The organism is Streptomyces sp. NPDC018019 (assembly GCF_044327805.1).
In the GTDB taxonomy this organism is placed as follows: Bacteria; Actinomycetota; Actinomycetes; order Streptomycetales; family Streptomycetaceae; genus Streptomyces.
Window position 1 is genome coordinate 53,223 of the sequence record NZ_JBIRGD010000020.1, and the last position, 23,490, is coordinate 76,712.

The window sequence follows — 23,490 nt, forward strand, 5'->3', positions numbered from 1 at the left end:
GGGTGGCGACCGGGCGGGCAGGCAGTCGGTAACGGCTGCCGTACCACCCGGGTACCCGGAAGAGCGCGGGGTACAAGGGCAACTCCGGGCCGTTCGCGGATACGGCCGGACCGCATTCCCGGCCGTACACGAATACCGCCGGAGGCGGCCGTGCGCGCGAGTGGCCGTCCCCATCCGCTCACGAGAGCAAGGAGGTTCATCCCATGTCGTCCTCGCTGCTGGAGAGTGTGGACATCGAGGCGCCCGTCGCGGTGAGCTGGGCGCTGTGGTCGGACGTCACGCGGTGGCCGGAGTTCCTCAGCCATGTACGGCTGGTCGAGCGCCTGGACGACACCCATTTCTCCTGGCAGCTGTCGCTGCCGGGGGCCGACAAGAAATTCGTGGCGGAACTCACCGAGGTGAAACCCCAGGAGCGCATCGCCTGGAAAACAACGGGGGGCGTCCATCACGCGGGTGTCGTCACCTTCCACCGGCTCGGTGACACATCAAGCCGTGTCACGCTGCAAATAGAGTACGCACCGCAAGGTTTCGTGGAGCATCTGGGGGCCCTGACGAATCTGGACTCCACTCTCGCCAACTACGACCTGGGAGAATTCCGGAAACTCGCGGAGACGGCCGCGGCGGCTTGATCCGCCGGGTCCCGGCGGCGCTCCGGCACCTTCCGTTTCCGGCGCCGCCGCGGCTCTCCCCGCCGTCTACTCCCCGGCCGGCTCCCCGGCCGCCACGCCGTCGGCCGCCGCCGCTTCCGGCACCGTTGCGTAGAGCGGAAGAACGGCGTCGAGGCCGGTCAGTTCGAAGAGCCGGCGCAGGCCCGGCGAAGGGGCGGCCAGGCGGAGCCGGGTGCCCAGGGCGGCGTGCTGCTGCAACAGCACGTTGACCGTCGTGGAGTCCGCGAAGTCCACCGCGGCCAGGTCGACGACCACCGGCCGCGCCGCACCGTCCCCCGTCCCGGCACCGTCCGGCCGCGCGGCGCCCGCCGTGCGCAGGGCCTCCTCCAGCGGCGCGACGGTGTCGATGTCGAGCGGCCCGGTGACGGTGACGACCAACGCGTCCTCGGCACGGTGGCCCTCCCGCACCACGACCCGTGTCGGCCGGTCTGCGCTGGGCTGTGGGTGCACGGTCATCCTCGGTCGGTGGCGGGGTCGGCGGCCGGGACGGGCTGCCGCCCGGCCGGATGCAGTGATCAACAATAGAGGGATTGTTGCCGTTTGACAATATTCCAGAAAGGCAACAATCTGGTCCCCGTCACTGCGCAACACGGCTCTGCCCGGAGTGACTTCGGATCGAGAAGCGGGGCCATCAATGTCTTCACGCACTGTCCGCGCTGTCCGCGTCGAGCGCGCGGCGGGCGGAAACCGCTCGGCCGCCCTCGGCCGTCCGGTGCAGGGCGGCCGCTCTGCGGAACGCCGCCAGACCCGACGCGAGATCGGCGACCTGCGCCGGATCCATCCGCGCCACGATGGCGGCCACCTCGCTCTTGCGGGCGGCCCGGTACTCCTCCAGGAACGCGCGCCCGCGCAGGCTCAGCCGCAGTTCGACCTCCCGCCGGCTCGTCGCGCTCGGACAGCGCTCGGCCAGGCCCATGGCCTCCAAGCGGTCGCACAGACGGCTCACGGCGGGCGGGCGCGAGCCGAGGTCGTCGGCGAGCGCCCGCAGGTTGGTGCCCTCGTGTTCCTCGATCACCAGGAGAGCCCGCAACTGGGACGGCGAGACCTGCGCCGACCGTGCCGTCTCCTGACCGCGCCCCCACAGCACCTCCAGCAACTCGGAGGCGGCAAGGGTGGCCTCGGTCACCTGCTCGCGTTGGTACGACTGACCGGGGAAACGGGACACCCGACCACTCTGTCACCCTCCGGCCGCTCGCGTCAGCCCGGCCATGTCGAAATCCACCGGAACCAGAATGTTTGAGAGCCCGTGACCCTGAGCTGTGATGTGGAAAGAGCCGTGCGCGCATCGGCACCGCACGCGTTGGTGGACACGCTGCGCGAGGCACTCGCCGCGGCCTGTGGAGCCACGTCCGTCCAACTGTTCCTCGCGGATTACGGCGGCACGGTGCTCAGGCCCTTCGCCTCGCTCGGCGAGGACTGCCCCGGCGCCCTGTCCATCTCCAACACCCCGGAAGGGCGGGCCTTCGGCAGCCAGGAGCCGCACCAGCGGCAGGTCCGGCACGGCGGCGCCGTCGACCACCACCTGCCGGTGACGGTCCGCGGCGAACGGCTCGGCATCCTGACCGTCCGGCTGCCCGGCGACCGCAACGGGCCGGGGGTCGCCGACGACCTCGTGTACGCCGCGGACCTGCTCGGCCACGAACTGCTCGTCGCCGAGCGCGACACCGACGTCTACCAGCGGGCCCGCCGCACCACCCGGCTCACCCTGGCCGCCGAGATGCAGTGGCAGCTGCTGCCCGCGCGGGCCTGCGTGGCCGAGGAGTACGCCATCGGCGCGCAGCTCGAACCGGCCTACGCGATCCACGGCGACAACTACGACTGGGCCTCGGACGCGGACGAGCTGACCCTCGCCGTCACCAACGGCATGGGCACCGGCATCGAGGCGTCCCTGCTCACCCACCTCACGGTCAACGCGCTGCGCAACGCCCGCCGCGCCGGCATCGGCATCGCCGACCAGGCGGCCCTCGCCGACCAGGCCCTCTACGGGCAGTACCGCGGCTCCGCCTACGTGTCGACGCTGCTGCTGCGCTTCCGGCTGGCGACCGGGCGGGTGGAGGTCGTGGACGCCGGCTCCCCGCAGCTGTGGCGGCGCCGGGGCCGGACCATCGACCGGGTGCCCTTCGAGCCGCAGCTGCCGCTCGGCATGTTCGAGGAGACGCAGTACGTCGTCCAGGAATTCGAGGTGCTGCCCGGCGACCGGCTCCTGTTCGTCAGCGACGGCGTGTACGGGGCGGTCTCGCCGCCGGGCGAGGAGTACGGCGAGCACGCCCTCGCGCGCGCGATACACGCCACCAGCCTGCTCCCCGCGGCGAGCGTGCCCCGCGCCATCCTGCGCGACCTCACCGAGCACCGCGACGCGGAGTCGGTGGACGACGCGCTGGTGCTGTGCCTGGACTGGTTCGGGAAGACGGCGGCCCGGAAGGGGTGAGACGGGCCCCGCACGGGACGGGGCCCGGGACCGGGTCAGGCGGGCCGGGCGGACGGGGTGGCCGGGCGGGCGGCCCGTCCGGCGGCCGGCGCCTCCGGCACGGCACCGGCCAGTGCGGTCACCTCGGCCCGCGCCGCGTCGAGCGAGCCGGCCGCCAGCGGCCGGAACCGCGCCAGCCGCGGCACCAGACCGGCCATCGTCAGCTCGGCGCTGATGAACCGGATGTCGTCCGCCGCCACCCCCAGCTCGCCGAAGTACGCCCGTAGGCAGGGCGTCTGGACGTCCCACCCCTCCCGCGGGGTGCCCGGCCCGTACGCCCCGCCCCGCGAGCTGATCACCACGACCCGGGTCCCGTGCAGCAGGCGCTGCCCGGTCTCCTGGCCGGTGAACGCCCCGGGGAACCCCACCCGGTCCATCCACGCCTTCAGCGCGGCGGGCACCGAGTAGTGGTACATCGGCGCGCCGATCACCACGGTGCCGGCCGCCAGCAGTTCGCCGACCAGCGGGCGGGTCAGCGCCCACGCCCGTCGCTCGGCGGCGTCGGTGATCAGTGCGTCCACCTCGTCCGGCGGGACGAGGCCGCGTTCCTCGACCCGCCGGCCGAGTGAGCAGTAGGCGGTGTCCAGCGGGGGCACGGGGTCGGCGGCCAGGTCCCGGTAGCGGTATCCGGCCGTGCCGTGCACGGCGCGCCAGGTGTCGGCGAACAGGGCGGTCAGCTGCCTGCTGACCGACCGGCCGGAGCGGTCGGCGCTGGAATCCAGGTGCAGCAGGGACGTCATCGGTTCTCCTGTCACTTCTCGGGCGGTGCGTCCGTCATCACCTGTGACGGAGCACAACGAGGAAAGGTGACCGGTGGACGCGCGCGAGGGGCTGGCGGAACGTTTCGAGGGGCAGCGCGACCGGCTGCGGGCGGTCGCACACCGGATGCTCGGCTCCCCGGAGGAGGCCGACGACGCCGTACAGGAGGCATGGCTGCGCCTGAGCCGCGTGGACGCGGACGCGGTGGACAACCTGGACGGCTGGCTACGGACGGTGGTCACACGCATCTGCCTCGACGTGCTGCGTACGCGGACGTCGCGCCGGGAAGACCTGGCCGAGCTACCGGCCTTCGACGAGGTCCCGGCTTCCGTCGCGCCGGACGGCCCTGAGGGGCCGGAGGACACGGCCCTCCTGACCGACTCGGTGAGCCGGGCGCTGCTCGTGGTGCTGGACCGGCTGGGCCCCGCCGAACGTGTCGTCCTCGTTCTGCACGACATGTACGCGGTGCCGTTCCACGAGATCGCCCCCCTCGTGGAGCGCACGCCGGTCGCGACGAAGAAGCTCGCCAGCCGCGCGCGCCACAAGGTACGGGGCACGCCCGTCGTCCCGGCGGCCGACCTCGCCCGGCACCGCCGCGTCATCTCGGCGTTCCTGACCGCCGTCCGCGCCGGCGACCTCCCGGCGGTCCTCGCGCTGCTGGACCCCGATGTCGTACGCCGTGCCGACCCCACCGCGCTGCCACCGGGGGTGGCACCCGAACTCCGCGGCGCGCGGGCCGTGGCCGAGGGCACCCTCCTCTTCGCCCACCGCTCCCGGCAGGCCGAACCGGCCCTCGTCAACGGCACGGTGGGCCTCCTCGTGGCCCCGCACGGCCGTCTGCGGTACGCGCTGACCTTCACCATCGAGAACGACCTGATCACCGGCTACGAGGTCTTCGCCGCCCCGGCACGCCTCCGGCGACTGGACATCGGCGTCCTCGACTGAACGGCCCCAACTCCCCTCACAGCACGGGCCGTTCACCTGTCGCACGCACCCCGGAAACGTTACCTGCCGGTAAACCGTCACCCGAGCGTCCCAGACTCCCCCTGCTTTCCCCTTCCACCATCCTCCCGACATGAAGGAGCCCCTACGTGGCCACCCCCCGCAGCGCCCGGACGGCACGGCTCGCGCTCGCCACGGCACTGACGGCACTCGGCCTCGCGGCCGTGCCGTTGCCGGCCCAAGCCGCCTCGTCCGCCGCGCCGCCCGCCGTCACCCCGCGGGCCGAGACCGCGGCCCTGCACGACGACGCGGCCGGCGGCGAGGCCGACGCCGACGACCCGGCGATCTGGCGCAACGCCGCCGACCCGGGCCGCAGCCTGGTGATCGCCACCGCGAAGAAGGGCGGCCTGCGGGTCTACGACCTCGACGCCCGCGAGGTGCAGTCGCTGCCCGCGCCCGCCGCACCCGGTCCCGGCCACGCCGCCGGCCGGTTCAACAACGTCGACCTGATATCCGGCCTGCGGCTGCCCTCGGGCCGTGCCGACCTCGCGGTGGTCAGCGACCGCGGCGGCGACCGGCTGCGCTTCTACCGCATCGACCGCGACCGCCCCGGCGGCCCGCTCACCGACGTGACCGACCCCGCGGCCCCGCCGGTCTTCTCCGCCTCCCAGCAGGAGATCGACGGACAGCGCACCGCGTACGGCCTGGCCACCTGGACCGACCGGACCACCGGCCGCTCGTACGCCCTGGTCAGCCGCCGCGAGCGGACGACCCTCGCCCTTCTGGAGCTGACCCCCGGCGCCGGCGGTACGGTCGGCTACCGCACGGTGCGCACCCTGGACCTGCCCGCCGCCTTCCGCCTCCCCAACGGCGGGTCCTGGTCCCCCTGCGCCGAACCGGGCGAACTCCCGCAGGTCGAGGGCATGGTGGTCGATCAGGACAACGGCACGCTGTACGCGGGGCAGGAGGACGTCGGGATCTGGCGGCTGCGCGCCGATCTGACCGGTACACCGGAACTGGTCGACAAGGTCCGCGAATACGGTGTCCCCGCCACCTACGACGAGGCGACCGAGAAGTGCGTCGCGGGCGCCGACCCGGGATACGGCGGACGGCACCTGACGGCCGACGTGGAGGGCCTGACCCTGGTCACCGAGCCCGACGGCGACGGCTACCTGCTGGCCTCCAGTCAGGGCGACGACACCTTCGTCGCCTACGACCGCGAGATGTCCGACGACAACGAGTACGAGGGCGGCTTCCGCGTCACCGCCGCCTCACCGGCCCTGGACGGTTCGGAGGAGTGCGACGGCGCCGCCGCGCTGAAGGCGCCGCTGGGCGCCAAGTACCCGAAGGGGCTGCTCGTCGTCCAGGACGGGCACGACACCCCCGGGGACGGAGAACGCCCTTCGACGGACTTCAAGTTCGTCGACCTGCGGGACGTGCTGCACACCGTCGACGACTGATCCGCGAACGACCGCGGACGGCCGCCGGGGGCAAAGTGGCACGCACTCCGCCCCCCGGCGCCGGTCACGCGAACTGGCCGAGCCGGTAGTCGCCCGCGGGCTGCTGGACGATGACGTTCATCCGGTTGAAGGCGTTGATGAGGGCGATCAGGGACACCAGCGCGGCGAGCTGCTCCTCGTCGTAGTGCTTGGCGGCGTTCGCCCAGACGTGGTCCGGGACCCCGCCGGCCGCGTCCGCGATGCGGGTGCCCTGCTCCGTCAGCTCCAGCGCGGCGCGCTCGGCCTCGGTGAAGACCGTGGCCTCCCGCCACACCGCGACCAGGTTCAGGCGCACCGACGTCTCACCGGCAGCGGCGGCTTCCTTGGTGTGCATGTCGGTGCAGGCTCCGCAGCCGTTGATCTGGCTCGCGCGGATCTTCACCAGCTCCTGCGTCGCGGCCGGCAGCGCCGAGTCCGACAGGACCCGCCCGGCCGAGATGACGTGCTTCAGGAACTTGCCTGCGGTCGCGTTGCCGAGAAGGTTCAAACGGGCGTCCATGGTGGCTCCTCTGCCGTTTCTGCCGTTGTCGTTGACTGCACACCTATGACGGGACGGCTCGCCCTGATGTGACAGAACCGGAAGTGACCTGCGTCACTCGCCGAACCCGCGGAGCCTTCTGTACCTACTGGTATGTACGATCATTCCGGCCGGGACACAGGACCGGCACACCGGAAGGAGAGCCACCACCATGCCTTTTGTCCGTATCGACGCACTGCGGGCCGGACCCGAGCGACTCGCCGCGCTCGGCCGCGCCGTGCACGACGCCCTCGGAGAGACGATCGGCATCCCGCCGGACGACCTGTTCCAGGTCCTCACGGACCACGACGGCACCAACGGCACGCTGCGCTACGGCGGTTACCTCGGCCCGGACCGCGACGACGGCATCGTCTACATCGCGATAACGATGCGGTCCGGCCGGACGCCCGTACAGAAACGGGCGCTGTACCGGCGGATCGCCGAACTCGCCCACGCCTACGCGGGCGCGGAGCCGCGGAACGTGTTCGTCACCGTGACCGAGAACGGGTCGGCCGACTGGTCCTTCGGGCACGGGCTGGCGCAGTACGCCGACACGGCCGACTAGACGAACTGCCCGCCGGGCAGGGCGCCGTAGGTGTCGACCTGCGGCTGGAGCCGGCCGGCCCGGGCGGCGGTCAGTCCGGCCCGCCGCCCACACCGTCGTCGAAGACCACGGTCAGCGGCCGCCCGCCGCCCCGGCCCGTGGTGCGCAGCCCCTCGGCGATACGGGAGTAGAAGGCGCTTGCCAGGGCCCAAGTACCGTCCAGCTGACGGTCGTCGCGAGTCTGCCGCAGGGCGATGAGCGCGCCGATGACGGAGCGGCCGGACAGCACGGCCCGTACCCGGCCGTCGCCCTCGTCCGCGAGTTCGTGGGCGGCGCGGTAGTGCTCGTTGTCGGCCGCACAGGCCGTGAAGAACTCCCACGCCTCGCGGTGGCAGACCAGGACCACCGTTCCGGCCTGGGCCGCCTTCAGCAGCAGCACGCCGTGGTCGATGTCTTCCTGCGTCTCACGGCGGATGTGCGACCGGGGCGGGTAGCCGAGGGGGACGCTCACCGTGTCGCCCACGGGTGCGCCGTCGGTGCCGGGGTCGTCATCGGCGTCGGCGGCCGGGCCGACACCGTCCTGGTCATCTCCGTCGTCACCGCCTCCGTCCTCGTCATCTGCGTCGGTGGCCTCGTCCGCTCCCGCGTTCTCGTCCTCGGCGCCGCTCGCCAGTGGCGGGAAGGGCGTCACCTGCCCGGCATCGACCGGTTCCGGATCGTCCCAGCCGGGCTCTTCCCTCTCGCCGGACTCGCCCTTCTCACCGGATTCGCCCTGGTGAGCAGGGGGCTCCGTACGGAACCTCGGATGCTGCGCCAGAGTGTCCAGCGTCTGCTGGAGTCCGGCGATCGACTGCCGTACCTCGGCGAGTTCCTGTCGCAGCTGCACCACCGACCGCTCCGCCTCCGCGGCGGCGGTGGCGCCGCGGTTCACGCGGTCCCGGGTCTCCCGTCCCTCATCGCGCAGGTCCGCCGTTTCCGCGCCGAGGCGCTCCAGCACTTCGCGCCGCGAGTCGTCCAGACGCCGGCCCAGTCCCGAGATCTCTTCGCCGAGCACCTTGCGGACGTTGAGCAGAGCCGTCATGAGATCTTTGTCGCGTCCCACCAGCACTCCCGTACAGCACGTGTTCAAACGGTGTAGACGGGGAAGCTGCCCGGTCGGGCCGTAGGCCGAAGCGCCCCGGACGCGGCCGGTGCGCCGACCGGTACGCAACCGGCCGAAAAGACACCCCCGCAGGGGCGACTCCGCGCCACTCCCCCGCACTGACGCCCGACGGGCGCACACCAGATGGGCAGCGCGGCTCCGCCGCGACATGCTGTGTTCGGGCTACGCCGGCCAATCGGGCAAAGGCATGGGCAAGTTGCGGTGCAGTTTGACGAGAGCGGCGCGTTGTGCGGCGCCGGGGCTCGTCGGGACCGGCAAGGCGGCTGGGACGAGATGAAGGCCTGGACGGACCGGGGTCTGGATCCGCACGACCTGGCGGTCCCACTGGACGTTTTCTGCTGAAGTCCCAAGCGAGCTGCCCCCCTGGCCAGGTGGCCAGGGGCAGCAGCTCGCTTGGCGGTCGGGCCGGCAGGTGGGCAGGCTTGGTGCGCGCCCTCTCCGAATACGTGCAGTAACCGCCCCGGGCCCGGTACCGCCCGCACCGGCCCCGTGGAACGCCGGTTCCTCAGGTCAGTGAGCGGAGCCACCCGGTCAGGATGCGGTTCACCTCGTCGGGCCGTTCCTGCTGGATCCAGTGGCCGCAGTCCTTGAGCAGATGCGTGGCGGAGAGGCCGGGGAGCGTGGTGGGGAAGGCTGCGATGGCGTCGGCCAGCCAGGTGGCGGACGCGTCGCGGTCCCCGCCGATGAAGAGGGACGGCTGGGTGATCGGCGCGCCGTCCCAGGGGGCGAGGTCCTCCCAGTCCCGGTCGACGTTGCGGTAGCGGTTGAGTCCGCCCGTGAGCCCCGTGCGCTCGAACTCCGCGGCGATCTCGTCGAGTTCGGCCTCGGGCAGCCACGCCGGGCGGACGCCCTGGACGAACCGGGCGGACATCTTCTCGCCGGGCGGGACGAAGAAGCAGCTGGGGCTCCCTTCGGGGGCCATGGTGTCGGCGGACAGGCTGGCGTAGAAGCCCTGGAGCCAGCCGCGGACGTCCGGCTCGATCTCCGCCTCCGCGCGGCCGGGCCGCTGGAAGTAGCCGACGTAGAACTCCTCGTCCCCGCCGATCATCCCGAAGGCGTCCGACGGCCGGAACCCGTTGCGGGGCGCGTACGGCACGCCCAGCAGGCCCACGGCGGTGAAGACGTCGGGCCGCAGCAGCGCGGTGTCGGCGGCGATGGTGGCGCCCCAGTCGTGGCCGACGACGGTCGCGGTGCGCTCGCCCAGGGCGTGTACGACCGCGACGTTGTCGGCCACGTGCGCCGTCATCCGGTAGGCAGCGACATCGGCCGGCTTCGAGGAGCGTCCGTAGCCGCGCACGTCCACGGCGACGGCGCGGAAGCCCGCGGCGGCCAGGGCCGGCAGCTGGTGGCGCCAGGAGCGCCAGGTCTCCGGGAAGCCGTGGAGCAGCAGCACCAGCGGGCCGGTGCCCTGTTCGACCAGGTGGATGCGGCCGCCGGGGACTTCCACCAGCCGGTGTTCCGCCCGGTGTCCGGCACGGTGCGGTGCCCGGTCCGCGGGCGGAGCGGCTGCGTCGGCGTGCTGATGCATCGTGGTCTCCTCGTTCCGTCGTCCGGCGCCGTACGGCTCCACACGATCTGCGTACGGTCTCCGCACGTCATCGGGTGTGATCATCCAGTGCGGCCCACGCCCCGTCCAAGGGTTGTTGCCGGTTCGGCAAACGGCCCGGGGTCCGGCGGTCCGGGGCGCCGCGCACGGTGTGCGGCGCCCCGGACCGTACGGTCGCCGGCCGAGGAGGCGGACGTGCCGTACGGTCAGCGGCCGGCGCCGGCCGCCTCCGCCTCCCGGTGCGGTGCGGCCTCCGCCAGGGACCGCAGCGCCGCGGGGAGCGCCGCCGCGTGGACGACGCCCAGCCGCTGGGTGGCCCGGGTGAGCGCGACGTACAGGTCACTGGTGCCGAACTCGGCCGGCTCGACCACGATCACGGTGTCGAATTCCAGGCCCTTGGCCTGCCGCGGGTCGAGCAGGACGACCGGGCGGGTCAGGTCGAGGTCCGGGCCGGCGGACAGCTCGGGCACGGCGGCGGACAGCGTGGCGGACAGGGCCGCGTGGTGGGCCCGCGGGGCGATGACCGCGAGCCGGCCCTCCGGCGCACCGCTCCCTGCCGGACCGTCCTCCACCGGTCCGTCCTCCACCGGACCGCCTTCCGCCGCACCGTCGGCACCGCGGTTCCCGCCCGCGGTACGGGCCTGCGCCCCGTCGGCCGTCTCCCGTACGACCGCGTCGGCGACCGCCCGCGGCAGGTCGTCGTCGGTGGTGCCGAGCGACCAGGGGCGCACACCGGTGGAGCGGATCGAGCGCGGCGGTTCGAAGGAGGGGTCCGTGGAGCGCGGCACCTGCGCGGCGATCTCCATGATCTCGCTCGGTGTCCGGTAGTTGACGCCCAGCCGGACGTGTTCCCACCGGTCCTCCACGTACGGCGCGAGGATCGGTTCCCACGCGCCGCAGCCGCCCGGCTCCGCGGTCTGCGCCGGGTCGCCGACCAGCGTCAGGGAACGGGTCGGGCAGCGCCGCATCAGCAGCCGCCAGGTCATCGCGGACAGCTCCTGCGCCTCGTCCACGATGATGTGCCCGAACGCCCAGGTGCGGTCGGCCGCCGCCCGCTCGGCGGCGCTGCGGTGGTCGGCCTCCTCCTGGCGGTCGGCGAGCCGGTCCGCGTCGATCAGGTCGTGCGCGGCCAGCACCTCGGAGTCCTCGTCGTCCTTGTCCTCGAACTCCTGGGTGCGGGAGCCGTACGAGAGGTCGAGGACGCCCTGCGCGTACTTGATGCGCTCCTGGCGCTCCGCCTCCTCGGCGGCGCGGGCCGCGGAGTCGTCCTCGCCGAGCAGTTCGGCGGCCTCGTCCAGCAGCGGCACGTCGGCGGGCGTCCAGTCGTCCTCGGCCGGCCAGGGCCCGTGGTGGCCGGGCGCGCGACGGATGGCGTCGGCGTCGGCTTCCGGGAGGTGCACGGGGTCGGCGAGGAAGTCGGCGACCAGCTGCTGCGGAGTGAGTTCCGGCCACAGCTCCTGGATCGCGGCGTGCACCTCGGGGCTGGCCGCCACCGCCTTGCCGAGCTGGGCGATGTCGTCCGGGCCGAGGAGGTTCGGTCCGCCGTACGGGTCGGCGCCGATCCGGTCGGCCAGCTGCGCGGTGAGCGCGTCGATGACGTGGAACGCGAAGTACGGGCGGGCCAGGTTGTGCGGCAGCCGGGTGGCGCGCGCGTGCTCCCGGGCCGCGGCGGCGATGTCCGCGTCCAGCAGCAGTTCGCCGTCCTCGTGGTCGATGACGAGGGCGGGGTCGGGCAGGGACTGGCGGTCGCGGACGTACGCCGCCACCGCGTCCGCCATCGCCGCGCCGCCCTTGACCTCGGCGGCCCGCGCAGTGTCGGTGCCGGTCGCGGTCACGCCGGGGAACAGCTCGGCGGGCGTGGCGAGCAGCACGCCCGTCTCGCCGAGCGAGGGCAGCACCTCCTCGATGTAGCCGAGGAACGCCGGGTTGGGGCCGACGATCAGCACGGCGCGGCGGGCCAGCTGCTCGCGGTGGGCGTACAGCAGGTACGCGGCGCGGTGCAGGGCGACGGCGGTCTTGCCGGTGCCGGGACCGCCCTCCACGACCAGGACGCCGCGGTGCGGGGCGCGGATGATCCGGTCCTGTTCGGCCTGGATGGTCTGCACGATGTCGTGCATCCTGCCGGTGCGGGCGGCGTCCAGGGCCGCCAGGAGCACGGCGTCCGCGTCGGTGCCCTCGTGGCCGGTGCGTTCGGTGTCGGTCAGGTCCAGGATCTCGTCGTGCAGGGCGGTGACCCGCCGGCCCTGCGTGGTGATGTGGCGCCGGCGGCGCAGGCCCATGGGGGTGTGGCCGGTGGCGAGGTAGAACGGGCGGGCCATGTCGGCGCGCCAGTCGATGACCATCGGCGTACGGTCCGCGTCGTCGCGGCGGATGCCGATGCGGCCGATGTGGTGGTCGGCGCCGTCCCGGAACGCCAGCCGGCCGAAGCACAGGCCGTTCTCCCCCGCGTCGAGGGCGGCCAGCAGTCCGGACTGCTCGGCCACCGTCACGTCGCGCTCCAGCCGCGCCTGGAAGTTGTTCCCCTCCAGCGGCAGCGCCCGCTCGACGGCGGATTCGGCTCCGGCCCGCAGTTCGGCGAGGCACTCGTAGAGCAGGTCGGTGAATTCCTGCTCCTGCCGCAATTCCTCGTTTGACAATTCAGCTCCGCTCGGATATCGTGTGCTGTATCGGGTGGGCCATGTTCAAGAACTCCGCTAGACATGGAAACACCCAATATACTCAGAGAAATACCCCGGCCGTCAATCGGTCCGGGGTATTTCCTTTTCTCCGGGTACCCGGCGTGAGCTGCGGGAACGGTGGTGCGCTCGGGCGCGGAGCGCCGGACGGGCAGAGCGGGAAGCAAGGGCTGCCGGAGTGCCGGTGTCAGGGCACGGTGAGCGCCGGCGCCGTTACGGGAGCGGCCATGGGGTGTCGAGAATGTGCGGCAGGCCGAGCCGGTAGCGGGTCGCGTCCAGGAGTTTGGCCGCCTCGAATTCCGGCGGCCGGTACCCGGCGAACAGCCGGACGCGGTCGGCGCCCGATCCCGCGGCGCCCAGCAGCGCGTTCGCGGCACGCCGGCCGGCCTCGTTCGCGGTCTCCATCGACGTGAAGTCGACGTTGCTGTACGTCCGGACGTAGTCGGCGGCCAGGAACAGGTTCGGGATCGCGGTCGCCGCGTCGGGGCGGTGCTCCCAGGACCCGGCGTCGTTGAGCAGGTACGGCTCGTCGTTGGCCGGTTCGGGCCCGCCGGTCCCGGAGACGGCCGGGTCGAGGAACCACGAGTGCAGGACGTCGTCCGGCAGGTAGGTGCGCCCGGTGTCCTCCAGGGCCGCCTTCATCTGCGCCCACACCTCGGCCGCGATCTCCTGGCGCGTGCACTGCTTGGCGGGCTTGCCGTACAGGGCACCCGGGGCGTCCCAGTCGGAGACCACGACGGAGAACGAGTCCCGCGCCTGCCCGTCGCCCCAGGTGCGCGGGAAGTCGCTCCGCCAGAACTGCGACTGGCTGATCGAGACCAGCGACCAGGGCGAGTCGATGTACGCCACGTGCCCCTGCACCACCGGGACGGGGCGGCGCAGGAAGTACTGGATGCCGTGCGACCAGGTGGTGCGCAGGCGGTCCATGCCGGCGAGCCGCCGGTCCGCCGCGCGGATCGGCGCGCTCCACAGCGCCCGCGCGCGTTCGGCCGGTACGGCCGCCACGAACCAGTCCGCCTCGATACGGACCGGACCCGCGGGCGTGGCGGCGCGGGCCGCCGTGATGCGCCCGCCGCTCAGTTCGAGGGCGTCCACGGTGTGGTCCATCGCGAAGCGCACACCGAGGCCGCGCAGGTGTCGCGCCCACGGGTCGATCCACGCCTCGCTGGTCGGACCGTTGAAGATCCTGTTGGAGGGGCCGTCGGTACCGCGCTGGAGCAGCGAGAAGAGGATCGCCTCCACCCCCTGCCCGCAGGTGCGGCTGCTGGCGTCCTCGGGTTTGAGCGCCTGGATGACCTGGGCGCCGCCGCCGAACAGCTTCGCGTACTCGGCGGACTTGCCTTCGACGGCGAGGAAGTCCAGCCACTTGATGTGTTCCCACTGCCCGAACGCGCGCTCCCTGCTGCTGGTCATCAGGATGGCCAGCTGGCGGGCGAAGAAGGCGGCTTCGTGCAACGGCAGGTGGAAGAGCTGCTGCACGGCACCGACCAGCATGCGCCGCAGCGCGTCCACGTCGAGCGTCCGCCCCTCGAACGGGGTGGTGGGGATCGGCAGGTCGGCCCGTCCGTCGTCGCGGGCGAAGGCGATCCACGGAACGGAGGTGAGGTTGTCGTGGACGCCGTGGGCGTTGCCCGGGTACGGGATGCGCCGCAGGGTGTCCGGGAGGTTGTGGTAGAAGCCGAACACCCCGCGGTGCCCGTGTTCGCCCGGCAGGTCCCGCCGCCCGCCGGTGCCGGTACCGGGTACGGGGATGCTGCGTGCCTTGCCGCCCAGCGCCTTGCGCTCGTACACCGTCACCTGGAAGCCGCGTTCGGCCAGTTCGTGTGCGGCGGTCAGCCCGCCGACGCCGGCGCCCAGTACGGCCACCGACCGGCCCGGCCGGCGCCCGGCCGCGACCGCCGGCGCGGCGTCGGGGAGCGCCGCGACCCCCAGGGCACCCGCCGTGGCCGCTCCGTACCGCAACACCTGCCTGCGGCCCGGCCCTTGCTCCGCTCTTCCGGCCGGTCCCCGGTCTCCGTGCTGTCCGTCCGTCATGCGTCACTCCTGCCCTTCCGGTAGCTCCCGATGGGGCAGGCGACAGTAGCCACGGCCACGAAGGAACAGAACAACCGGCACCGGAACACCGAACGCAACGCGCCATGGTCACCGGCCGGTTGGCCGGTGACCATGGCGACGGACACCATTGGCAGAGTCTTCTCTGCAGAGATTGCCATGCAGAGGACACTATGCAAACAGTCCTCTGCAACTTACGCTGCCGCCATGGCCGATGACCCGGAACAGACCCCAACCCCCGCTCACCACGCCCCCGGAGGCCGCCCTTCCCGCCGTCTCGACGCCCGCGGCCTGCGCGGACTGGCGCACCCGCTGCGGATGCGCATCCTCGAACTGCTCACCCTCGACGGGCCGGCCACCGCCACCCGCCTCACCGCCCGCCTCGGCGAGAACACCGGCACCATCAGCTGGCACCTGCGCCACCTCGCCGAGCACGGCTTCATCGAGGAGGAGACCGGACGCGGCACCAGACGCGAGCGCTGGTGGCGGCGGACCGAGGCGGACAACGACCTGTACACCGCCGATTTCCGGGACGACCCCGGCAGCCGGGGCCCGCTCTCGGTCTATCTGCACGAACTGGTGCGGCTGCACTTCAACCGCGTCACGGACTATGTGAACGAGGACTGGGACGACACCTGGCGGCGCGCCGGTACGGTCGCGGACTGGCCCGGGCTCCGGCTGACGCCGGAGCAACTGGCGGCGCTGAACGCGGAATTGTTCGACGTCATCGCCCGTCACACCCCGCCTCCGGACGCCGCGGCGGCACCGGACGCGCTGCCCGTCGTCGTCCAGCTCCAGTCCTTCCCGCGCAGAGAGCGCGGCGAGACGTGACCGGTCGGATACGCGGTGGCCTGCTGCGGCGGCACCGCGACTTCCGGCTGCTGTGGTGCGGCGAGACCGCCGGCAAGTTCGGCGCGTCGGTCACCGGGGTGGCGATGCCGCTGATCGCCGTATCCACGCTGCACGCGGGGACGTTCGAGGTGGGGCTGCTGAGCGCCGCCGCGTGGCTGCCGTGGCTGGTCATCGGCCTCCCGGTGGGCGCCTGGGTGGACCGGCTGCGGCGCCGTCCGGTCATGGTCGCCGCCGCCGCGGTCTCCTGCGTTCTGTTCGCGGCCGTGCCGGTCGCGGCGTGGTGCGGCCTGCTCAGTACGGGTCTGCTGCTGGCCGTCGCCCTGCTGACGGGCACGGCGGCGGTGTTCTTCCAGACCGCCTACACCGCCTACCTGCCCAGCATCCTGGCCCCCGACGACCAGGCCGAGGGCAACGCCAAGCTGCACGGCAGCGCGTCGGCCGCGCAGCTCGCCGGGCTCGGCTCCGGCGGTCTGATCGCGCAGGCGGTGGGGGCGGTGAACGGGATGTTCGCCAACGCCGCGACGTTCCTCGTCTCCGTGCTGTGCCTGACGGGCATCCGGCATCGCGAGCCTCGCGTCGACTGGTCCGAGCGGCATTCCGGCGCGCTGTTCGGTGAGGTGGGTGCGGGGCTGCGGCTGATCGCCGGTGATCCCTGGCTGCGTACGCTCACACTGTTCGGCGCCGCCTCCAACCTGGCCCTGATGGGTTACCAGTCGATCCAGGTGGTCTTCCTCGTCCGGGACGTCGGCCTGTCGCCCGGCATGGTCGGTGGGCTGGCCGCCGCGACCGGCGCCGGGGGCGTGCTCGGCGCCTTCGCCGCCCGCCGGGTCGCCGCGCGGGTGGGGACGGCCCGGGCGACGCTGCTGTTCGAGTTCGGCCTCGCCCTGTTCGCGCTGCTCATCCCGCTGACCACGGACGGTGCCGGGGTGGTGTTCTTCATGGCCGGCGGCTGCTGCGTCGCCGCGGGCGTGGTGGCCGGGAACGTGCTCAAGGCGGGCTTCCAGCAGCGGTACTGTCCGCCGCACCTGCTCGGCCGGGTCACCGCGGGCACGGCCTTCCTCGGCTACGGCACGATCCCGCTCGGCTCGCTGCTCGGCGGCGCGCTCGGTTCCGCGCTCGGCCCGCGCACGGCCCTGTGGATCACCACGGCGGGGATTCCGCTCGCCGCCGTGCTCCTGCTCTGCTCACCGCTCCGGCGCGTCCGTGACCTGCCGGCATCGAGTCGACCACACCCGGACGACGCGTCGCCGGCCGGTGGCGGCGGGGAACCGGCGCTGCCCCACGCGTGATGTACGGGCGGCACACCCACCCCGTACCGACTTGGTCCAGACCTATTGACGGCCCCGGTGGGTCACCCTACGGTTCGGGCAGCGCGGCGCACGGGTTCCGGCCACCACCCGCACGCCGCCGTCCGCCCCCGCGCCCCCGTGCCTCCCCCACCCACGCTCCACTGGGCCCCCTCCTCAGTCACCGCCGGCCACGGCCGGAAAGGAGCACATCATGTTCGGTCGGGCGTTCCGCCTGCTCGGGATCGGTCTGGCGATGGTCTGCGCCGCCCAATTGCCGGCCGCCGCGGCGCCGCACGCCGCGCCCCGGGACACCACCTGCCCGGTCAAGTCCAGACCCGGGGGCAAGGTGCTCCAGGGCTACTGGGAGAACTGGGACGGCGCCGCCAACGGCGTCCACCCGCCGTTCGGCTGGACGCCGATCACCGACCCCCGCATCCGCCAGCACGGCTACAACGTGATCAACGCCGCCTTCCCCGTCATCCGCTCCGACGGCACGGTCCTGTGGGAGGACGGCATGGACGCGACGGTGAAGGTCGCGACGCCGGCCGAGATGTGCGAGGCGAAGGCGGCGGGCCAGACGATCCTGATGTCCATCGGCGGCGCGGCGGCGGGCATCGACCTCGGTTCCGGCAAGGTCGCCGACCGGTTCGTCGAGACCGTGGTGCCGATCCTGAAGAAGTACAACTTCGACGGCATCGACATCGACATCGAGACCGGGCTCACCGGCAGCGGCAGCATCAACACCCTGTCGGCCTCGCAGGCCAACCTGATCCGCATCATCGACGGGGTGCTCGCCAGGATGCCGTCGAACTTCGGCCTGACGATGGCGCCGGAGACGGCGTACGTCACCGGCGGCAGCGTGACCTACGGCTCGATCTGGGGCGCGTACCTGCCGATCGTGAAGAAGTACGCGGACAACGGCCGCCTCTGGTGGCTCAACATGCAGTACTACAACGGGAGTATGTACGGCTGCTCGGGCGACGCGTACTCCGCGGGCACCGTCCAGGGCTTCACGGCGCAGACGGACTGCCTGAACAAGGGGCTGGTGATCCAGGGCACGACCATCAAGGTGCCCTACGACAAGCAGGTACCGGGTCTGCCGGCGCAGCCGGGCGCGGGCGGCGGGTACATGTCGCCGGGCCTGGTGGGCCAGGCGTGGAACACCTACCGCGGCGGGCTGAAGGGCCTGATGACCTGGTCGGTCAACTGGGACGGCTCGAAGGCGTGGTCGTTCGGGAACAACGTCAAGGCGTTGCAGGGGCGCTGATCACCGCACCTCCGAACCGGTACGCGGGCGGGTCCGGCAGGTGTCCGGGCCCGCCCGCGTACGACTCAGCTCTCGCCCTCCTGGGAGGGGTGCAGGCCCAGCATCTCCAGGAGCATCTTCAGCTCGTCGGCGTCGCGGGCCTGGCCGGCCAGGGTCAGCCGGGCCTGCTGCCGTACGGCGCCGGCCTCGTCGTCCTCGGGCACGGCCGGGTCGGTCTGGTTCTCGCTGCGGTGGTCTTCCTTAATCATCACCGCCATTGTCCCATCACCCCGGAAGAGGCGGTCACCCCGGGGCCCGGCCGGCCGCGGCCCGCCGGAGCCGACCCCGCGCGGCTCATTCCTGAAGGCGCTTTCAGGAAATCCTGAAGGCGTTCTCAGGAAATGCGGATTTCCGGCCGGCCCCGTACCCGCCCGCCCTCCGTCGTGAATTCTGAAGTCGCTTTCAGATCCGTCAGGAATTCCCGGGAATTTTGACCGCGTCACGCATTGCGTGCCATCATCCTTTTCGGTGCCGGCCGAACGCGGCCGCAGCATTCCCGTGCCGAAGAATTCGAGGAGGTGGTCGTTGTGCGTCACGGCGATCCTCCCAGTCCCGCTCGCCGTCGTTCCCGCTGACCGGGCCGGAGGGCCCGCAGCGCCTCCCTGCCGGGCAGTGCTGCCCCGTGGCGGCCGCCTCGCCACCGCGCCGGCCCGCCCGCACGAATTCTTACGGGTACTCCCATGCCGAAATTCCGCCGGTTCCCGGCCGGCGGCGCACTCCGCGCCGCCCGCCTGCGCCCCGTGGACGTACTGATCCTCTGCGGCGTCCTCGCTCTCCTCTATCTCGTGATCCGCGTCGGTGCCACCGCCGACCGGCCTTTCGACCCCGGAAATCCGCCGGCCGTCTCCACCGATCCGCGGCACCTGCCGTACTACGCGGCGCGTTCCGTGCTGCGGATGTTCGCCGGGCTGGTGCCCGCGGTGCTGTTCACCTTCGTGTTCGGGACGTGGGCCGCCCGGTCCCGGCGGGCCGCCAAGGTGATCGTCCCGGCGATCGACATCCTGCAGTCCGTGCCGGTCCTGACCTTCCTCAGCATCACCGTCACCGGCTTCGTCGCCCTGTTCCCGCACTCCACGCTGGGCCTGGAATGCGCGTCGGTCTTCGCCGTCTTCACCGCGCTGGTGTGGAACATGGCCCTGGCCTTCTACCAGTCGCTGAGCACCCAGCCCAAGGAGCTGGACGAGGCGGCCCGGCTGATGGGGCTGACCCGCTGGCAGCGGTTCTGGAAGCTGGACGTGCCCAGCGGCATGATCGCCCAGGTCTGGAACGGCATGATCAGCTTCGGCGCCGCCTGGTTCGCGCTCAGCGCCTCCGAGACGATCAGCGTCAACGGCCGGGACAACGCCCTGCCGGGCATGGGCTCGTACGTGGCCCAGGCGCTGACCGACGGGGAGGGCTCCCGGGTGGCCCTGGCCATCGTCGTCATGGTCGCGATGGTGGTGTCGGTCAACTTCTTCTTCTGGCGGCCGGTGACCGCGTGGGCCGAGCGGTTCCGCACCGAGGACTGCGAGATCGCCGAGCAGCCGCGCAGCCGGTTCCTGGAGCTGCTGCGCCGCTCCACCCTGCTCGGCCGCCTGGGGCGCGCCCTGCGCCCGGCCGGCGAGCGGCTGGACCGTGCGATGCGGGTGCTGGGCACCTGCGGCGGGCGGCTCCGCACGGAGTCCGACGAGGCCCGGCGCAAGCGGGCCGACCTCGCCTTCTCCGTGCTCTGCGCGCTGGCCGTCGCGGCCATCGCCTGGCAGGCCGGCTCCTACGTCCTGGCCCACGTGCCACTCCCCGAGATCGGCCACGACGCACTGCTCGCGCTGATCACGTACGGCCGGGTACTGCTGCTGGTCGCCTTCTCGACCGTGGTGTGGGTGCCGGTCGGCGCGTGGATCGGAATGCACCCGAAGGTCAACCGGATCGCCCAGCCGGTCGTGCAGGTGCTGGCGTCCTTCCCGTCGAACTTCGTCTTCCCGCTCGTCGTCATCGTGCTGGGCGCCTCCGGCATCTCGCTGAACTGGGGCTGCATCGTGCTGATGGCGCTCGGCGCCCAGTGGTACGTGCTGTTCAACGTCATCGCGGGGGCCAGCGCCATCCCCGGCGACCTGCGCGAGGCCGCCGCCGACCTGGGGCTGCGCGGCCGGCTGCGCTGGACGAAGCTGATCCTGCCGGCGGTCTTCCCCTCGTACGTCACCGGGGCGCTGACCGCGTCCGGCGGCGCCTGGAACGCCTCGATCCAGGCCGAGATCGTCACCTACGGCAGCACCACCCTCACCGCGGTCGGCATCGGCGCGTACATCCAGCAGGCCACCGCCGACGGCGACTTCGCCCGCAACTTCCTCGGGGCCGTCCTGATGAGCGTCTACGTCGTCGTCATCAACCGGCTGTTCTGGCGGCGGCTGTACCGCTTCGCGGTGCGGCGCTGCGCCCTGTAGCCGCCGCGCGGGCCGCCCCTCTTCCACTCCCCCGGCCCGGACCCGGACCTTCGCGCCCCCGGGCCGCCGACACCTCGGAGTCATGTCATGAACACCACGCCCGTCATCAGCGTACGCAACCTCCGCAAGGAGTTCCCCGGCCCCTCCGGCGGCGTCCTGCCGGTCCTCGACGACGTCACCTTCGACCTCCACGAGGGCCAAGTGGTCGCGCTGCTCGGCAAGTCCGGCTCGGGCAAGTCCACGCTGCTGCGGCACGTCGCCGGTCTGCTGGCGCCCTCCGGCGGCACCGTGCACTACCGGGGGAAGCCGGTCACCGGCCCCAACCCCGGTACCGCGATGCTGTTCCAGTCCTTCGCCCTGATGCCGTGGCTGACCGTGCAGCAGAACGTCGAACTCGGCCTCCAGGCCCGCGGCGTGCACGCCGTCGAGCGGCGCGGCCGGGCGCTGCGCGCCATCGACATGGTCGGCCTGGACGGCTTCGAGAACGCCTACCCCAGGGAGCTGTCCGGCGGTATGCGGCAGCGGGTGGGCTTCGCCCGCGCCCTGGTCGTGGAGCCGGACGTGCTCCTGATGGACGAGCCGTTCTCCGCCCTGGACGTGCTGACCGCGCAGACCCTCCGCAACGAGCTCCTGGAACTGCTCGCCCACCCCGACTCCCCCACCCGCACCGTCCTGCTGGTCACCCACTCCATTGAGGAGGCCGTCCAGCTCGCCGACCGCATCCTGGTGCTCGACACCCACCCCGGCCGTATCAAGGCCGAGCTGCGGGTCGCCCTGCCGCAGCCCCGCGACCGCCGTGACCAGGGCTTCCAGACGCTGGTCGAGGACGCCTACGAAGCGCTGACCGGCCGGCGCACGGCGTCCCCGGCCGGCCCCGGGCAGGACCCGCTGCGGGCCGCCGAGCCGCTCCCGGACGCCACCGTGGAAGCGCTCACCGGGCTCCTGGAGGTCCTGGATCTCCGGGGCGGGGCGGTGGACCTGGCCGCGCTGGCCGACGCGCTGTCGTACGAGGTCGACGATCTGATGCCGGTGGTCGAGGCGGCCCAGCTGCTCGGCTACGCCAGGGTCGCCGGCAACCGGCTGCACCTGACGGTCACCGGCCGCGGGTTCGCGCGCGCCGACATCCTCCCGCGCAAGCACCTGTTCGCCGCCGCCGCGCTCGCCAACGTGCCGCTCGTCGCCACCATCCGCACGCTCCTGCTGGCCTCCGACAGCGGCCGGCTGCGCGAGCCGTATCTGATCGGCCGGCTCTGCGGCGCCGCCTCGGAGCGCGCTGCGCACCAGCAGCTGGCCACCGCGGTCACCTGGGGCCGCTACGCCGAGCTGTACGAGTACGACGCCGACGACCGCGTGCTGCTGCTCCCCGCCGAGCACCGCCGCACGGACGCCGCCTAGCAGCCGAGCAGCCGGACCCGGCGAAGCGATTCCGCACCGCGCCACCCGGTACGTCCCGAGGAGGATCACCGTGAAGCCGCACCAGTCCGTACCGAGCCCGCCCCAGTCCGTCCCGGGCACGGCCGGGGGCCTCCGCGCCCTCCTCGCCGTGACCGTGCTGCCGGCGCTGATGGTGACCGCCGTCGCCCTGTCCCCGCCGGGCGCCACCCGGCTGATCTGCGCGGGGCTGCTCGGGGCCGCCTGCACGGCGGTGGGCTTCGCCGTCGCGGGGTGGCGCTGTCTGTCGCGCCGTACGGAGGAAGGCCGGGCGCGGTGAGGTCGTCCGCCCGGGGCGCCGCCGCCCGTGGCGCGCGGCGTCCCGGACTCCGTATCGCCGTGCCCGCGCTCCTGCTCGCCGTGCTGCTGGCCTTCCCCGGGCTGCTGCCCGACAGACCGGGCCACCTCGGGAGCCTGGCCGAGACCGCGCTGCCCTGGTTCGGCGCCGCCGTGCCGGTGCTGCTGGGGTGGGCGGTGCTGCGCCGCTCCGTGGTGGGGACGGCCGCCGCGCTGGTGCCCACGGTGGTGTGGGCCGTGCTGTTCCTGCCCGGCTACCTCCCGGGCGGGGACGGTGCGCGGTCCGACTTCCACGTCCTGACGTTCAACGTCGGTGGCGAGCGCACCTCCCCCGCCGAGGTCGCCCGGCAGGTGATCGGCACGGGCGCCGACGTGGTGGCGCTGGAGAAGGTGCCCGCGTCGGCGATGCCCGCCTACGAACGGGCGCTGAGCGCGGCCTACCCCCACCATGTGACGGCCAACACCCTCGGCCTGTGGTCCCGTTACCCGGTGCGCGGGTCGGCGAGCCTGGACCTGGGCGGCGCCTGGCCGCACGCCGTACGGGCGCTCGTCGGCACCCCGGGCGGCGACACCGCCTTCTACGCCGTGCGCCTGCCGTCCGTACGGGTGCGTGCCGACGCGGGCTTCACCATAGAGGCGCGCGACCGCAGCGCGGCCGAGCTGGCCGACCGGGTGCGCGGGGACCGGGCGGCCCGTGTGGTGCTGCTCGGCGACCTCAACGGCAGCCTGCGCGACCGGGGCCTGGCCCCGCTGGCCCGGCAGCTGACCGCCGCCCAGCAGGAGGCCGGGCGCGGCCCCGGGTTCACCTGGCCCGCGGCGTTCCCGCTCGTCCGCATCGACCATGTGCTGCTGCGCGGCCTGCGGGCCACCGGGTCCGCCGTGCTGCCGGACCACCTCGGCAGCGATCACCGGCCGGTGCTGACGGGGCTGCGCGGGTCCGGCGGCGCGCACACCACGTGAGCCGCCGTGGCGGTACGGCGTACGGCACCGTCCGGCGCGTCCCGACGTACCGGAACGGCCGATCGCCGGGTTTGTCCGGGCGGGCCGGTGGACACCCAGTCTGC

At 72.9% G+C, this 23,490-nt stretch carries 21 protein-coding genes; 12 read left to right on the forward strand and 9 right to left on the reverse strand.

Going from position 1 to position 23,490, the window contains the following annotated elements; all coding sequences use genetic code 11:
* The first annotated feature begins 203 nt into the window (after positions 1 to 203).
* Positions 204 to 629, forward strand: coding sequence for an SRPBCC family protein (locus ACH4FX_RS29005; RefSeq protein ID WP_398483831.1), 426 nt, complete (start codon positions 204 to 206; stop codon positions 627 to 629).
* Between the two features lie 66 nt (positions 630 to 695).
* Here ACH4FX_RS29005 and ACH4FX_RS29010 read toward each other — a convergent pair whose 3' ends face one another.
* Entirely contained in the window at positions 696 to 1,118 is a 423-nt protein-coding gene (locus ACH4FX_RS29010; protein ID WP_398484006.1) for an STAS domain-containing protein, read from the reverse strand.
* A gap of 190 nt (positions 1,119 to 1,308) precedes the next feature.
* The gene (locus ACH4FX_RS29015) at positions 1,309 to 1,833 is read right to left on the reverse strand and encodes a MarR family winged helix-turn-helix transcriptional regulator (RefSeq protein WP_398483833.1); all 525 of its coding nucleotides are present in this window, start codon (positions 1,831 to 1,833) and stop codon (positions 1,309 to 1,311) included.
* 111 nt (positions 1,834 to 1,944) lie between these two features.
* Here ACH4FX_RS29015 and ACH4FX_RS29020 point away from each other — a divergent pair, with 111 nt between their 5' ends.
* On the forward strand, positions 1,945 to 3,096 hold the full coding sequence (locus ACH4FX_RS29020; protein ID WP_398483835.1) for a PP2C family protein-serine/threonine phosphatase: 1,152 nt from the start codon (positions 1,945 to 1,947) through the stop codon (positions 3,094 to 3,096).
* A 35-nt stretch (positions 3,097 to 3,131) separates the two neighbouring features.
* On the opposite strand, the gene ACH4FX_RS29025 is transcribed toward ACH4FX_RS29020, so the two are convergent.
* Positions 3,132 to 3,875 (reverse strand): FMN-dependent NADH-azoreductase, encoded by a 744-nt coding sequence (locus ACH4FX_RS29025; RefSeq protein ID WP_398483836.1) that lies wholly within the window; start codon positions 3,873 to 3,875, stop codon positions 3,132 to 3,134.
* A 73-nt stretch (positions 3,876 to 3,948) separates the two neighbouring features.
* On the opposite strand from ACH4FX_RS29025, the gene ACH4FX_RS29030 reads away from it, so the two are divergent.
* Positions 3,949 to 4,839, forward strand: coding sequence for a sigma-70 family RNA polymerase sigma factor (locus tag ACH4FX_RS29030; RefSeq protein ID WP_398483838.1), 891 nt, complete (start codon positions 3,949 to 3,951; stop codon positions 4,837 to 4,839).
* A 146-nt stretch (positions 4,840 to 4,985) separates the two neighbouring features.
* Entirely contained in the window at positions 4,986 to 6,296 is a 1,311-nt protein-coding gene (locus ACH4FX_RS29035) for a phytase (protein WP_398483840.1), read from the forward strand.
* 64 nt (positions 6,297 to 6,360) lie between these two features.
* Here the strand turns inward: ACH4FX_RS29035 and ACH4FX_RS29040 are convergent, their stop codons facing one another.
* On the reverse strand, positions 6,361 to 6,834 hold the full coding sequence (locus tag ACH4FX_RS29040; RefSeq protein WP_398483842.1) for a carboxymuconolactone decarboxylase family protein: 474 nt from the start codon (positions 6,832 to 6,834) through the stop codon (positions 6,361 to 6,363).
* A gap of 190 nt (positions 6,835 to 7,024) precedes the next feature.
* On the opposite strand from ACH4FX_RS29040, the gene ACH4FX_RS29045 reads away from it, so the two are divergent.
* Entirely contained in the window at positions 7,025 to 7,417 is a 393-nt protein-coding gene (locus ACH4FX_RS29045) for a tautomerase family protein (protein ID WP_398483844.1), read from the forward strand.
* 70 nt (positions 7,418 to 7,487) lie between these two features.
* Here ACH4FX_RS29045 and ACH4FX_RS29050 read toward each other — a convergent pair whose 3' ends face one another.
* The 4 genes from ACH4FX_RS29050 to ACH4FX_RS29065 all read right to left on the reverse strand — a co-directional run bounded on the left by ACH4FX_RS29050 (position 7,488) and on the right by ACH4FX_RS29065 (position 14,813).
* Positions 7,488 to 8,477, reverse strand: a complete 990-nt coding sequence (locus tag ACH4FX_RS29050) for a hypothetical protein (protein WP_398483846.1) — start codon at positions 8,475 to 8,477, stop codon at positions 7,488 to 7,490.
* A 586-nt stretch (positions 8,478 to 9,063) separates the two neighbouring features.
* Positions 9,064 to 10,086, reverse strand: a complete 1,023-nt coding sequence (locus tag ACH4FX_RS29055; protein ID WP_398483847.1) for an alpha/beta fold hydrolase — start codon at positions 10,084 to 10,086, stop codon at positions 9,064 to 9,066.
* Between the two features lie 224 nt (positions 10,087 to 10,310).
* A complete protein-coding gene (locus tag ACH4FX_RS29060; protein WP_398484008.1) occupies positions 10,311 to 12,725 on the reverse strand; it encodes a HelD family protein in 2,415 nt (804 codons plus the stop codon).
* Between the two features lie 267 nt (positions 12,726 to 12,992).
* Complete coding sequence (locus tag ACH4FX_RS29065) at positions 12,993 to 14,813, reverse strand: FAD-dependent oxidoreductase (protein WP_398483849.1); 1,821 nt, start codon at positions 14,811 to 14,813, stop codon at positions 12,993 to 12,995.
* A 225-nt stretch (positions 14,814 to 15,038) separates the two neighbouring features.
* On the opposite strand from ACH4FX_RS29065, the gene ACH4FX_RS29070 reads away from it, so the two are divergent.
* From ACH4FX_RS29070 to ACH4FX_RS29080, 3 genes are all read left to right on the forward strand, one after another.
* Positions 15,039 to 15,662 (forward strand): helix-turn-helix domain-containing protein, encoded by a 624-nt coding sequence (locus ACH4FX_RS29070; RefSeq protein WP_398483851.1) that lies wholly within the window; start codon positions 15,039 to 15,041, stop codon positions 15,660 to 15,662.
* Complete coding sequence (locus tag ACH4FX_RS29075) at positions 15,659 to 16,972, forward strand: MFS transporter (protein ID WP_398483852.1); 1,314 nt, start codon at positions 15,659 to 15,661, stop codon at positions 16,970 to 16,972. Before ACH4FX_RS29070 ends, ACH4FX_RS29075 begins: the two co-directional genes overlap by 4 nt.
* Positions 16,973 to 17,183: 211 nt before the next feature.
* Complete coding sequence (locus ACH4FX_RS29080; RefSeq protein ID WP_398483854.1) at positions 17,184 to 18,239, forward strand: chitinase; 1,056 nt, start codon at positions 17,184 to 17,186, stop codon at positions 18,237 to 18,239.
* A 65-nt stretch (positions 18,240 to 18,304) separates the two neighbouring features.
* Here the strand turns inward: ACH4FX_RS29080 and ACH4FX_RS29085 are convergent, their stop codons facing one another.
* A complete protein-coding gene (locus ACH4FX_RS29085) occupies positions 18,305 to 18,487 on the reverse strand; it encodes a hypothetical protein (protein ID WP_398483856.1) in 183 nt (60 codons plus the stop codon).
* Positions 18,488 to 18,958: 471 nt separating this feature from the next.
* Between ACH4FX_RS29085 and ACH4FX_RS29090 the strand changes: the two genes are divergently transcribed.
* From ACH4FX_RS29090 to ACH4FX_RS29105, 4 genes are all read left to right on the forward strand, one after another.
* Entirely contained in the window at positions 18,959 to 20,698 is a 1,740-nt protein-coding gene (locus tag ACH4FX_RS29090; protein ID WP_398483858.1) for an ABC transporter permease, read from the forward strand.
* A gap of 87 nt (positions 20,699 to 20,785) precedes the next feature.
* Complete coding sequence (locus ACH4FX_RS29095) at positions 20,786 to 22,093, forward strand: nitrate/sulfonate/bicarbonate ABC transporter ATP-binding protein (RefSeq protein WP_398483860.1); 1,308 nt, start codon at positions 20,786 to 20,788, stop codon at positions 22,091 to 22,093.
* A 70-nt stretch (positions 22,094 to 22,163) separates the two neighbouring features.
* Positions 22,164 to 22,409, forward strand: a complete 246-nt coding sequence (locus ACH4FX_RS29100; RefSeq protein WP_398483861.1) for a hypothetical protein — start codon at positions 22,164 to 22,166, stop codon at positions 22,407 to 22,409.
* Positions 22,406 to 23,386, forward strand: a complete 981-nt coding sequence (locus tag ACH4FX_RS29105; RefSeq protein WP_398483863.1) for an endonuclease/exonuclease/phosphatase family protein — start codon at positions 22,406 to 22,408, stop codon at positions 23,384 to 23,386. The genes ACH4FX_RS29100 and ACH4FX_RS29105 overlap by 4 nt, the downstream gene beginning before the upstream one ends.
* Positions 23,387 to 23,490: the final 104 nt, after the last annotated feature.